This window comes from Pseudomonas sp. CCI4.2, from assembly GCF_034350045.1.
In the GTDB taxonomy this organism is placed as follows: Bacteria; Pseudomonadota; Gammaproteobacteria; order Pseudomonadales; family Pseudomonadaceae; genus Aquipseudomonas.
On sequence record NZ_CP133781.1, the window covers coordinates 4,449,909 to 4,462,517 of the forward strand.

Annotated in this window: 13 protein-coding genes; all 13 read right to left on the reverse strand. The window is 59.7% G+C overall.

What is annotated here, in order from left to right:
• Window positions 1-143 precede the first annotated feature (143 nt).
• The 13 genes from RHM65_RS20120 to RHM65_RS20180 all read right to left on the reverse strand — a co-directional run bounded on the left by RHM65_RS20120 (window position 144) and on the right by RHM65_RS20180 (window position 12,585).
• Window positions 144-401 (reverse strand): hypothetical protein, encoded by a 258-nt coding sequence (locus tag RHM65_RS20120; RefSeq protein ID WP_322169741.1) that lies wholly within the window; start codon window positions 399-401, stop codon window positions 144-146.
• Window positions 402-403: 2 nt separating this feature from the next.
• Complete coding sequence (locus RHM65_RS20125) at window positions 404-1,051, reverse strand: cytochrome c oxidase subunit 3 (protein WP_322169739.1); 648 nt, start codon at window positions 1,049-1,051, stop codon at window positions 404-406.
• Window positions 1,038-2,657 (reverse strand): cytochrome c oxidase subunit I, encoded by a 1,620-nt coding sequence (locus tag RHM65_RS20130; RefSeq protein ID WP_322169737.1) that lies wholly within the window; start codon window positions 2,655-2,657, stop codon window positions 1,038-1,040. The genes RHM65_RS20125 and RHM65_RS20130 overlap by 14 nt, the downstream gene beginning before the upstream one ends.
• Window positions 2,654-3,613, reverse strand: a complete 960-nt coding sequence (coxB, locus tag RHM65_RS20135) for a cytochrome c oxidase subunit II (RefSeq protein ID WP_322169734.1) — start codon at window positions 3,611-3,613, stop codon at window positions 2,654-2,656. Before coxB ends, RHM65_RS20130 begins: the two co-directional genes overlap by 4 nt.
• Window positions 3,606-4,445 carry an SCO family protein gene (locus RHM65_RS20140; RefSeq protein WP_322169732.1) on the reverse strand — a complete coding sequence of 280 codons (840 nt, stop codon included), beginning with the start codon at window positions 4,443-4,445 and terminating at the stop codon, window positions 3,606-3,608. The genes coxB and RHM65_RS20140 overlap by 8 nt, the downstream gene beginning before the upstream one ends.
• On the reverse strand, window positions 4,435-4,854 hold the full coding sequence (locus RHM65_RS20145; protein ID WP_322169730.1) for a hypothetical protein: 420 nt from the start codon (window positions 4,852-4,854) through the stop codon (window positions 4,435-4,437). Before RHM65_RS20145 ends, RHM65_RS20140 begins: the two co-directional genes overlap by 11 nt.
• The gene (locus RHM65_RS20150; RefSeq protein WP_322169728.1) at window positions 4,847-5,872 is read right to left on the reverse strand and encodes a hypothetical protein; all 1,026 of its coding nucleotides are present in this window, start codon (window positions 5,870-5,872) and stop codon (window positions 4,847-4,849) included. The genes RHM65_RS20145 and RHM65_RS20150 overlap by 8 nt, the downstream gene beginning before the upstream one ends.
• Window positions 5,869-6,393 (reverse strand): cytochrome c, encoded by a 525-nt coding sequence (locus RHM65_RS20155; RefSeq protein WP_322169726.1) that lies wholly within the window; start codon window positions 6,391-6,393, stop codon window positions 5,869-5,871. Before RHM65_RS20155 ends, RHM65_RS20150 begins: the two co-directional genes overlap by 4 nt.
• The gene (locus RHM65_RS20160; RefSeq protein WP_322169724.1) at window positions 6,390-6,923 is read right to left on the reverse strand and encodes a DUF3341 domain-containing protein; all 534 of its coding nucleotides are present in this window, start codon (window positions 6,921-6,923) and stop codon (window positions 6,390-6,392) included. Before RHM65_RS20160 ends, RHM65_RS20155 begins: the two co-directional genes overlap by 4 nt.
• Window positions 6,916-8,295, reverse strand: coding sequence for an NrfD/PsrC family molybdoenzyme membrane anchor subunit (gene nrfD, locus RHM65_RS20165; RefSeq protein ID WP_322169721.1), 1,380 nt, complete (start codon window positions 8,293-8,295; stop codon window positions 6,916-6,918). Before nrfD ends, RHM65_RS20160 begins: the two co-directional genes overlap by 8 nt.
• Window positions 8,285-11,245: a TAT-variant-translocated molybdopterin oxidoreductase gene (locus RHM65_RS20170; protein ID WP_322169719.1), complete on the reverse strand. Its 2,961-nt coding sequence runs from the start codon at window positions 11,243-11,245 to the stop codon at window positions 8,285-8,287. Before RHM65_RS20170 ends, nrfD begins: the two co-directional genes overlap by 11 nt.
• Entirely contained in the window at window positions 11,242-11,898 is a 657-nt protein-coding gene (locus RHM65_RS20175; protein WP_322169717.1) for a cytochrome c3 family protein, read from the reverse strand. The genes RHM65_RS20170 and RHM65_RS20175 overlap by 4 nt, the downstream gene beginning before the upstream one ends.
• 414 nt (window positions 11,899-12,312) lie before the next feature.
• On the reverse strand, window positions 12,313-12,585 hold the full coding sequence (locus RHM65_RS20180; RefSeq protein WP_322169715.1) for a DUF1652 domain-containing protein: 273 nt from the start codon (window positions 12,583-12,585) through the stop codon (window positions 12,313-12,315).
• Window positions 12,586-12,609 lie beyond the last annotated feature (24 nt).

Consider the following 12,609-nt stretch of genomic DNA (forward strand, 5'->3'; position numbering starts at 1 on the left):
CATGGATCGCGGATAATCTGTGGGACCAAATTTATTCGGGAAGGCTTCAGCGCGGTGCCGAAGACGAGGCGGCATCTCACGCGCAGTTCAACCCCCTGCAGGACCCAACGTGTTGGCGAGAGGTTTAATGCGGTGTCTCAGATTCACCGCGTCGCCACCTCCCCCAGCACAAACACGAACATCACCGCCAGCCACAACAGATACAGGCACCCAAACAACTTCACCCAACCCCGTGTCCTGCCAATCCCCAGATACACCAGCAGCAGCAAACTGAACTGAGCAACCGCCGCACTCGCCACCAGCCAGTTTTTCAGCGCCAGTGACGAACGGGCACACAGCAGTTCCAGCACTAATAAACCGATCAGCGCCGCATACACCCGCCAGGTTGTCAGTGAGTTCATGCTCAGCGCCCGATCAGGTAAAGGGACGGGTACAGCAGCACCCAGATCGCATCCACCAAGTGCCAATACAAGGTGGTCATTTCGATGCGCACGCTGGCCTGGGGCAATTCTAGCCAGCGACGTTTCAGCCCGACAAAAAGATGCAGCGCCAGACCTACCGCCACCAATACGTGAATGCCGTGCAGGAACGTCGCAAAGAAATACAGGTTCATGAACAACCGCGCCGACGGCAGTTTCAGTGGCGAATTCAGACCAAATCCCGGCAGCAGTCCTTCGTGAAATTCAAGGCTGTATTCAAGCAGCTTGCACCCCAGAAACCCCAGTCCAAGCGCCGCCGATAGCAACAGGTAACGCCGCAGTTTTTCCAGTTGCAAGCGCCCCGCCGCTTCCAATGCCAGGCTCATGCACACACTGCTGGTCAACAGCAGCGCAGTATTGCCACCGGCTAATAAGTAGTGCAGTTCGGACACCGCTTCGCCCACGCCGTCTGGATGCTCGAACCGATAAAACCAGGCGACCATGATCAAGCTGCCAAACATCATGACTTCGCTGGCAAGGAACAACCACATGCCCAGTTGTGCGGCTTCGCGTTGCTGTTTCCAGCTGACGAAGGGCTCGTCCGGATGCGGTTGCGCGTCAGAGCGGTTCACGGGACGCCTCCGGCGAATAGTCATACGCCTCGAAATCCACGGTCACCGGACCACTGAAGTTATGCGTCGGCGGCGGTGACGCAATGCGCCATTCCAGCCCCGCCGCTCCCCAGGGGTTCATCGGCGCCCGGTCGCCATAACGCAACGACGCTAACAGGTAGAAGAACGGCAACACGTAAGCGATCGCCAGGATAGAAGCGCCCGCCGAGGACAACACATTGAGGAATTGAAATTCCGCCGGGTAGCTGTGGTAGCGCCGGGGCATGCCCAAGTAACCCAGTAGAAATTGCGGAAAAAACGTCAGATTGAAACCGCAAAAAATCATCACGGCGGTGATCTTGCCCCACAGCGCGGAGTACATCCGCCCGGTGATTTTCGGCCACCAGAAGTGCAACGCTCCGAAGTACCCCGCCACCGCTGCGCCGACCATGATGTAGTGAAAATGCGCGACCACAAAATAGGTGTCGTGCACGTGCAGGTCTGCCGCCAACAAGGCTAGAAACAACCCGGTCACGCCACCGATCAAAAACAGCCCGATGAAGGTCAGCGCGAACAAAAAAGGCGCATGCAGCGTCAGGTCGCTTTTGTACAGGGTCGCAGTCCAGTTATAGGCCTTGATCGCTGACGGGATCGACACCAAAAAACTCATTAATGAAAAAAACAAACTGGCGTACATCGACTGTCCGGAGACGAACATGTGATGACCCCATACCAGAAAACCAATCACCGCAATCGCGACACTGGACCAAGCCACGAAGCTATAACCGAAAATCCGCTTGTGCCCGGACGCGGTGATCAACTCAGTGACCACACCCATGGCCGGCAGGATCATGATGTACACCGCAGGGTGACTGTAGAACCAGAACAGGTGCTGAAACAGCAGTGGATCGCCGCCCAACCGAGGATCAAACACCCCAATTCCAAACAGATGCTCAGCGGCCAACAACAGCAAGGTCACGGCCAGCACCGGGGTGGCCAATACCAGGATGATCGAGGTCGCGTACATCGACCATACGAACAACGGCAAACGCATCCAGGTCATGCCCGGCGCGCGCAACGTGTGCACGGTGGCAATGATGTTGATCCCGGTGAAAATCGACGAAAAACCGGCGACAAACACCCCACAGATCACCGACACCACGTGCCCATTGCTGAACATCGTCGACAGCGGCGTGTAGAAGGTCCAGCCAGTGTCGACCCCGCCCAGCAGCAGCGCGAGCAAGGTGAATAATCCGCCGCCGACCAGCAGGTACCAGCTCAGCAGATTGAGTCGCGGAAAGGCCATGTCCCGTGCGCCGATCATGATCGGTATCAGAAAATTGCCGAACACGCTGGGGATCGAGGGAATCAGAAAAAACCAGACCATGATCACCCCGTGCAAGGTAAACGCGCGGTTGTAGCCATCGGAACTCAACAAGTCGCCGTCGGGGGTAATCAGCTCGATGCGGATCAGGCTCGCGGCCATCCCACCGACGAAGAAAAAGAAGGTCACGGCAATCATGTACAACACCGCGATGCGCTTGTGATCCACGGTCAAAAACCAGGACAACAAGCCCTGTTTTTCATTCAGATAACTCACCGGTGCGACGCCGCTGGACGGGTTCATTTGGCCTCCTGAGGCGCGAGATCGGCGAGGGAGCGGACGTAGGCCACAAGGCGCTGGATAGCGTCTTCATCGAGCAAGTTTGAATAGGTCGGCATGATCGGCGCGTAGCCGGCCACCACCTGTTTCTGCGGCAATAAAATACTGTCGCGCACATAACCTTCGTCGGCCAGCACATGGCTGCCATCGCTCAACGCCACTTGGCGGCCGAACAGCCCTTCCAGCGGTGGCGCAATTGGCGGATTGCTCTGACTGGCGTGGCAGCCGCTGCAACCAAACTGACGAAATAACGCCTTGCCCTGGGCCGCCAGGTCCTCATGGCCACCGCTGCTCTGGAGCCAGTTCTGATAATCAGCCGGATCGAGCACCACCAGCCGCGCCAACATTGAAGCGTGATCGGCGCCGCAAAACTGCGCGCAGTACACGTCGTAGGTTCCGCTGTGCTGCGCCTCGAACCAGAGCATGGTGTAGCGACCGGGCAGCACGTCCTGTTTGATCCGCAGGCTGGGGAAGAACAGGCTATGGATCACGTCCTCGGAAATCATCGTCAACTTGACGGGACGCCGCGCCGGGACGTGCAAGGTATTGATCTCGCGCTGACCGCCTCCGTGCTGAAATTTCCACATCCACTGCTTGGCCGTCACCTGCACTTCCAGTGCGCCGGCGGGTGGCGTGCGGGCCTGAAAAAACAGGTACGCGGACCAACCAAACACCACCATCGAACCGATGAACGGCAGGATGATCCAGGCCATTTCGATGCGCAGATTGCCTTCAGGTCGATGATCGCGATCCGCTGGCCGGCCCCGGCGGTAGCGATAGATAAACACCCACAGCGCCACCAGTACCGGCAGCACGAAGAACGCCATCATCACGGTAAAGGCGATCACCAACCGGTCCACCTGCCCGGCGTACAGCGAAGCCTGCTCCGGCCACAGGCGCATGAAATGATCGTTAATCATTGGGCCGCGCCTCTGGCTGTAGACGGCGGCGCTTACGCTCGCCCAGCAAAGAGCCGCCAATGAACAGCCCCATGACCAGCACCAGACCGCTACCGGCAATTTGCAGCAAAAAAATGATTCGGCTGCTGTACAGGCCACTGCTCGGGTCGTAGTGATAACACAGCAACAACAGCTGCTCTGTAACCGCACCGAGCCGCCCCTGCCCGGCTTCGGTCAACGCCAGGCGCACGTCGCTGGCTTGATAACCCAAGCCATACAGCCAGCGCGACAGGCGACCATCGCCAGTGATTGCCGCCACCGCTGAACTGTGGGCGTATTGCTGTTGGACATCATCGAAGCGGAAACCAAAGCCCAATGCCCTGGCCAACGCCGCGCTGTTGTCAGCGGTTCCAGTGAGCAGATGCAACGCCGGGTCATGCGCCAGTTTGGGCCAGTGGCTGACCAGCTTGGCCAGTTCTTCCCGCGCCGCATCGTCGTGTTCACGGGGGTCGAAGCTGAAGGCGATGACCTGATAATCCGCGCCCAATGTGTAAGGCACGTTGGCCAACTGACTGAACAGGTTCGACAACGCCGCGCCGCACACATTGGGGCAACGGAAATACACCGGGACCAACAGTAACGGTCGTTTATCCAACAAATCGCCCACGCGTACCGACCGACCCTGCTGATCAATAAAGGCCAGGTCACGGGGTAATGCAGCGCCCACCTGCCGGATGTCAATACCGGCGGCGGCGAACGGGTCGAACGGCGTGTCGCCAAACGCCAGACACGGGCCGCAGGCAATCAACACCCCGATCAATAGCCCGCGAAAAAAGCGCAGTTCAAGGACCATCGCGCGCTCCCGTCTGCCCGGCATAGGGTTGCGGCCAGCCACGCTGCAAGATCAACTGCTGTGCTTCTTTCAGCGGGATATGGGCGATGCCCTGTTGCGGGGTGACCCAACCATAACTGTTCAGCTGTTGCTGCGCCTGCTGGCGATAACGAATGCCATCGAGCCTCGGCATCACCTCCAGTCGCGGCTCCGGTGGCAACAAACGCTCGCGTTCCAGATCGCTCATGGGCGGGCTGAACGCTGCGTGCTGTGCTTGGAGTGAGTGAATCAACCAGGCGATCACGCCGCAGCAGACCATCAACGTCAGCAACAGCACACCGACCATTGCCCAGACTTTACGAACGTCCACGGCATCGGCTTGGTAACCCTCCTCTTTACCGTTTTGCGTCCGATGCGCGTTGTCAGTCATGCATACCTCCCGACAACCCGCGCCGCCATGCGCGCACTAACCAGCCGCCGACCAGAGCGAAATAAGCCACTTGCGCCAGCAGCGCCAACACCAAGGGCGCGACTCCTGCCATGGCCGGCAACGAAGGCAACGACATCCACAGCGCTTCCAGCGCACCCAGCAGCAAAATCAACCCACAGGCCCATTGCAACGAACGGCGCCACAACCCTAACGGTGAAGCCAGCCACAGCAGGCAAAACCCTTGCGCAGACATCAAGCCAATGGTCAGCGGTGACCACGAACCCTGTTGCCGCAGCAAGTACCACTGGGCTTCGTGAGGCAGGTTCACCGACGCGATGATTAGGTAATGCACGGCATGCAGATACAACCAAAACGCCAATGCGGCCACCAGCACGCCGCGCAGAATATCCAGGCGCAAACCGGCTTGGGTCAGCAGCGCGATCAGGCCGGCGAAGGCCAGACCGTCGAGCATCTGCCGGGCGATTTGCAGCAGCCCGAACAGGCTCGAGAAGAAATCAGGCTGTAACGACATCAGCCAATCCACCGCCGCCAGACTGACAATCAGCACCTGCACGATCACCGCCACCGGATAAAAACCTTGCGGCCCGCGCACCACCCAGCGCTGCATGGCCCACCAGATGACGCCGTAAATAAAGCTGCGCAAGGAAAACCCCAGCGGCGATAACCAGACCCCACGAAACCCTGGCGCGGTGTCATCGGCCCACGGATAAATCAACCGGACACCGAACAATACCGGCAGCAGCAAGGGTACGATCAGTGGCACTCCCTTCGCCCCCAGCCTCAGACCGGGAAGCAGCAACGGTTGCCACGCACCACGGACTAGCGGCACGACCATCGCCAGCAGCAAACAACCCAAGGTCAAATTGATACAGGCCACCGCGGCGGGCAAGGTAGCCACCACCACACTCGCCGGCCACCAAAGCGCGCACAGTAATAGAACCAGCACCAACACTGCGCCGATGACCGAGCAATGACGCTGCAAACGGGACAGGTTCATCGTGCCCGCCCCACTGACTCCAGCGACTGCAGTAGTGCTGGCGGCAGTTGCGACACATCAGCATGCTGGCTGAGTTGCAGCACCCGCAGGTGCGCGACAATTGCCCAGCGGTCGGCCGCTGCGACCCGGGCCCCGTAGCCATACATCAAGCCATGACCTTGGGCGATGACTTGCAGCAGGTAGTCATCCGGCGCCGTTCGCAGGCGCTCATCGGTGAAGGCCGGTGGCGCAGAAAAGCCGCGTTGCACAATGCGCCCATCGCCCAGTCCCGACAGCCCGTGGCACGGTGTGCAGTAGATGCCATAGCGTTCCTCGCCTCGGGCCAGCAAGGCCGCGTCTATGGGTGGGCGGCTGGACAAGGTGGCCTGATCCTGCAATTGGCCACGGGCCACCGTGCCAGCGGGCGGCGCCAGTTCACGCAGGCCGGGGGTGGGTCGATTGTCCAGTGCCTTGGGCTGATGGGACATGTCATCGCAGCCGCCACACAGCAGCAGCAGCGCCACCATCAGCAGTGTTTTCATCGCGGCACCTCGCTGACCTGCAACGCCTGTTCGCGCAGCCAGTTGCCGGTGCTGAGTACCTCGAACTGCGGGTCGTCAGCGTAAATACATAAAAAAAACCGATCGTCCCCCGCACGCTCGAACGCCTCGGCCGCAAATATCGGATGATTCAAACGTGGCAAACGGCAGCCCCAAAATAACGACAGCACCACGGCGAAGGCGGCGAACAACACGCTCATCAGAAAGGTCACCACCATCAGGGACGGCACAACGATCAATGGCCTACCGCCAATGTCCAGCGGGTAAGTCAGCGCTGGCAGCACTTGCAAACCCAAGCCCAGCAGCGCGCCGAACACCGCGCCCGCACACGCAGTCCACGGCACCCGCGAGGCAGGTTGTGGCAACAGCGGTTCCAGTTCTTCAAGAGGAAACGGCGCGTAGGCCTCCATGTGTCGATAGCCCAGCGCCCAGGCCAGGCGCGTTGCGGCCACCAGTTGTCGAGCATCGGCAAATTGCGCGAGCACATCGTGAGCTGGTGGACGCTCAGTCATCCTCTGCCTCCCGTTGCTCACGCTCACGGTGCAACGATTGCTTGACCTCGAACGCCGAAACCATCGGCAGCCAACGAATGAACAAACTGAACGGCACCAGGAACACGCCGAAGCTCCCGGCAAACAGTGACCAGTCAAAAAAAGTCGGCGCGTATTGGCCCCAGGCCGAGATCAGATGGTCGCGGGTCTGCGGCGGTATCAACAGCATGTAGCGTTCGGCCCACATGCCAATCAATACTGCCAGCGCGACACTCGCCAGCGCCTTGGGATGTTGCCGAACCCGGCGCCACCACAAGGCTTGCAGCACGCCGACGTTGCACACCACGGCGAGCCAAAAACTCCAGGCATCGGGGCCGGTCATGCGCGCCATTAGCACATCGATTTCATGGGGTTCGCCGGAATAAAACGGAATAAACAGGTCTGCCAGATAGCCGTAAGCGGTCATCCACCCGGTCGCCAACATCAGCCGACCGAGCATGTCCAAGTGATGCGCAGTGATCAGCACTTCGATGCCCAACAGCCAACGCAGGCCGATGGCAATTAACGCCACCAGCGAGAAGCCGGAAAACACCGCACCGGCTACGAAATAGGGTGGGAACAGCGTCGAGTGCCAGCCGCTCTGCACACCCATGGTCATCAAGAACGAGTAACCGCTGGACACCCCGAACACCAAGGGAATCGCCAGCAGCGCCAGCACTCGAGTGGTGCGTCGCCACAATGCCCAATGCCGTTGCGAGCCGCGCCAGCCCAGCGCCAGCAAGCCGTAGAAGACCTGTGCGCCGCGCCGCTGAGCACGGTCCCGGGCCGTGGCGAAATCCGGGATCGCGCCGACGAACAGGAACATCATCGACACCAACAAATAGGTGATTACGGCGAACATGTCCCACGCCGTGGGGCTTTTGTATTGCGGCCACAGGCCCATTTCATTGGGATAGGGCATAGTCCAGTAAAACAACCAGGGCCGACCCAGATGCAGAATCGGGTACAGCGCGGCGCAGATCACTGCCATCAAGGTCATGAGCTCCGCCAACCGGTTCAGCGTGTGTCGCCATGGCCGTTCAATCAGCAACAACAGCGCCGAAATAAAGGTGCCGGCATGACCGATGCCCAGCCACCATATGTAATTGATGATGCCGAACCCCCAGTTCACCGTCTGGTTGTTGCCCCACACGCCGACCCCGCGCCAGAGCAAAGTGCCCGCCGCAACCACATACAGCATCAGCAGCGCCAGGCCGATACCAAACAACCACCACCAAGCGTTCTTGCGCACGACCTGTTGCAACGGCCCAAACACCCGGCGCGAAACCTCTTGGTCACTCAATTCCAACGCAAGAAAGTGCGCGGTGCCGGGCATCAGCGGTTCATTGGCCATGTTCAAGTTCCCGATCAAGGTCTGAGCCACGATCATCGATCTGCGCCAGATAGGTGGTGCGCGGCCGGGTGTTCAGTTCTTCAAGCAACGTGTAATGGCGCGGGGATTGGCGGGCCTGACTCACGGCGCTGGCCGGGGCGTTGATGTCACCAAACTGGATGGCTTGGCTCGGGCACGTCTGTTGGCAGGCCGTGACCACCTCGAACGTCGATTCCTGATGATCTTCACCGCCCTGCCCTGCGGCAATCCGTGAGTCAATTCGGGCGGCGCTGATGCGCTGGATGCAGTAGGTGCATTTTTCCATCACCCCACGGCCACGCACCGTGACTTGTGGGTTGCGTTGCGCCTGAATCGATGGCGCGGCATCGGCGCTCCAGTCGAACCAATTGAAACGCCGGACTTTGTAAGGGCAGTAAGACGCGCAGGTGCGGGTGCCGATGCAGCGGTTGTAAACCATCTGATTCAGGCCATCGCTACCGTGCACCGTGGCGTTCACCGGGCAGCCGGTTTCACAGGGCGCCTGTTCGCAGTGCATGCAGGGCAGCGGCTGAAATTTCGAGCGCGGCGCCTCAATGTCGCCCTGGTAATAGTGGTCGATGCGCAGCCAGTGCATGGCACGCCCGTTCGCCACCTGTTCGGCACCCACCACGGCAATATTGTTTTCCGCCTGACAGGCCACCACACAGGCGTTGCACCCGGTACAAAGGTCCAGATCAATGACCATGCCCCACTGCGGACCGCTGCCTTTTACCGGGCGAAAGAGCGCCGGGCTATCAACAGTTGAAGGGTACAGCGTGGCGGGCGCTTCCTTCACCGGCACTGTCGCCGCCCGACGCGGCACGCTGAGGATCGGCGGCGTGTCGTTCGGCGCCAAGCGGTGGTGAGTCTGGGTACTGGCCAACGCGAACTGGCCGTCGACTTTTTGCACGGTGACTGCCGATGATGAACCGGGTGCCTGGGGACGAACCCAATAGCCCAAACCGTTGCCCACATGGCCTGCACGGCTACGCCCATAACCAACGTACAGCGCAACCACCTGATCAGCTTGCCCCGGTTCGACCCAGGCAGCGCCTTTGATCGATTGCCCCGGCAGCTCGATTTGAAGTGCATCACCGTTGCTCAAGCCCATTCGTTCAGCCAGCGCGGGAGACACGCCAACTACGTTGCTCCAGGTCAATTTGCTGATGGGCTTGGGCAACTCCTGGAGCCAGCCAAGGTTGGCAAACCGGCCATCCCAGACGCAAGCGTCGGGTTTTACCACTACCTCCAAATCGTCACTGTCGGCCTGCAATTGCAGGTTGACCGCCTGAGCCGTGGGCACGCTAACCGTGGGTGCCGCCGTGCCAATCCAGCCTTGGGACAACGCTTGATTCCACTGCGCCGCGTCCAATTGCTTCCAACTGTCGAGCACTTCGTTCAGGGCGTTTGTTTCGTTGCCCGTCAGCAGCAGCCCGATAAGTTGATGCAGGGTCCGGGTGGCGTACATCGGTTCTATTAACGGCTGCACGATACAGGCGCTGCCGTCACTGCTTCGGGCATCACTCCAGCCGTCCAACGGGTGACTCAGCGGTAAATGCCAATGGCATTGCGCCGCGCTTTCGTCGTAATAAAGCCCGGCGTGCAGCCGTAGCGGCACGTGTTGCATGCGCTCAAGCAATGCCCATTCCGCTGGGGCTGTGTACAACGGATTGCAGTCGAGGAACATCAGGCATTCAACGTTGCCGGCAGCCAATGACTGCGCCAGCTCACCCAAGGTCAACCAACGGTCATCGTCGGCATAACCCAGCAACACCGGTGCTTGATACTCGACGGCCTGACTGTTGAGGGACTGATTCAAGCGCGCCACGGTGGCGTGTACATCAATCGGTGCGTGGCTGCCTGCACTGATCAAGCCGTGTCCCGGATGAGCTTTAAGTGCATTCACCGCTTGCGCAACCCACGCCTGCTGGGCGGAATCGAGGCGCGAGTCACCCCCCGGCGCTTGATTCAAACCACGGGCCAGCGCCAACGCCAAGTCAGCAATCCGCGACGGTGCTATTCGCAGGCGCTCGGTGGCGGCGGCGCCGGTCAAGCTGGGTACGCTTTGCGCCACGTACAGCAACGCGCTGCCCTGTCCTGAAGCGGCCGCCCTGCGTCGGCTCGCCCAACCGCGCTGGTGCAGCGTTTGCAACGGACCGGGACCGAGTAAATCGTCGTCGAGGCTGACAATGACCTGCGCTTGCTCCAAGTGCAAACGCGGGATCAAGGCTCGACCAAAAGCCTGGCGTGAGGCCTCGATACGCGCATCGTCAGCAAAGGGTTCAGCCTGATACAACGTTATCTGCGGCCAGCGCTGGCGTAACTCGCCAAGTTGCCGGGCCAAGGTCGGTGAGCTGCTGGCGCCACAGGCAATGTGGAAGCCGCGTCCGGCATTGGCATCCAGCGCCGATGCCATTTCGACCAGCCTGGTTTGAACATTCGCCCACGCAGTTTCGCGGCCCTTGAAGCGTGGCGCTTGGGAGCGATCCGGGTCATACAGCTGGAGAATCGCAGCTTGGGTAAACGCATCGCAGGTGCCGCCCGACAAGGGATGCTCTGGATTACCCTCAAGTTTGATCGGCCGCCCCGCCAGTGTCTTGCCTAACACCGGCTGTGCGTAACCACAAAACGCAATGGCGCTGGCGTACCACAAGGCGTTACCGGGCACCATTTGCTCCGGCTGCTCGACTCTGGCCACCGCTTCTTCCGGGGTTCGACCACACGCAGCAAGTCCGGCCATGGCCAACGACGCCGCCATCAGTTGCAGGAACCGGCGACGGTCGAGCAGTGGCGCAACACCGGGAAACTCAGCCTCGAACAAGGCCTTCGCTTGCGGGGTTTGCGCCAGGTCGTCCAGCCCCTGCCAATACGCCTGGCCACCGAGCCCGGCCAGTCGCTCACGCAAGGCGGCGAAATCAAGGGCGTCGCTCATCGGTGACAGACCCCGCAGTCCGTCAGACCGACCGGGTTGATGTGATAGGCCTTCATCAATCGCTCACCCATCTGGCGCCGGTCTTCATCGGTGGACCAGTCCATTTGGGTCACCTGTTGCCGAGGACGAAGATTCGGCGCCGGATCTCGGTGACACGCCAGACACTGCCCCATGTTCAGCGGTTCGGACTTGCTCAACAGCGGCATGCGATCGACTGGGCCATGACAGCTAACGCAGGCGACGCCCGCCTGCACATGCACGGCGTGGTGGAAGTACACGTAATCCGGGAGTTTGGCCACGCGTTGCCAGTGCAGCGGAGTCCGGTCGCGCAAACTTCTGCGCAGTGGTTCCAGTACGTCACTGTCGGACCAGATCTGCGAATGGCAGGTCATGCAGGTGTAGGTCGGTGGAAAACCAGCCTGGGCCGAGGTTTCCACCGAGGCATGGCAATAGCGACAATCGATCCCTAACTCACCGGCATGGTGGGCGTGACTAAAGGGTATGGGCTGATCAACCACCCACCCACGGTCAGTCCGGTAATCTGAACGATCCATAATCAAGGCCACGGCAAGCCCCCCTATAAGACCGACAAACGCGCTGAGTAAGCCCAGGCGCAGCCATGTATCGGCAGAACGGCTGAATACCTGCGTCATTACGCGGTTCCGTTTTCAATCCCCTAAGCATTCGTCTATAGCGCACTCATATAGTTCTAACGATGACGGTATGTTTTAGTGAGGTGGTCAATCGCAGTAGGGCCATGGGAACATTAAGGACGCGCGCGCACAACGGTGCGCTACTGTTCGGCGCGGTAAAAGCAAAAGGGAGTTATAAAATCAAATCAACAGCATGGACAAGGCGGAATATGAGTTCCGGCACTGCGTTGAAACGTTTAAGCCTGACGACAACAGAACGCGACGACCTGACACAGCTCACTGTAAAACTTATTTTCTAACGCCCTACCGCGACGTTCGCCGCACCCTCTGAAATAAAAGTATTTGACGTTCAGCAGTAGCACCATAGGTGTTCAAGCTTGGCCGTACTACGCGGATCGGCCACACTGCGCGGGTTTACCCCGCTGTCGCTTGGACGGAGATCGGCAGCTGGCTGTTGTGAGCCAAGTCGTAGCGTAATTCAGCCACGAGGTCCGATATATCTCTGCTGGTATTAAGTCTATTCAATGAGATACCTGTTACGCATAAATCCACCCGTTCGGAGTGATAATCAGATATCTGAACCGTCATTGAATAATCAGGCGCAACAGTACAGGTGCAGCGTAACGGCAAAAAAGCGCGCTCAATAATGCCGCGCAGTTCCAACGTCGAAAGCCTGTATGCAATCATCACTTCCTCCTTTAAAAAGGCAGT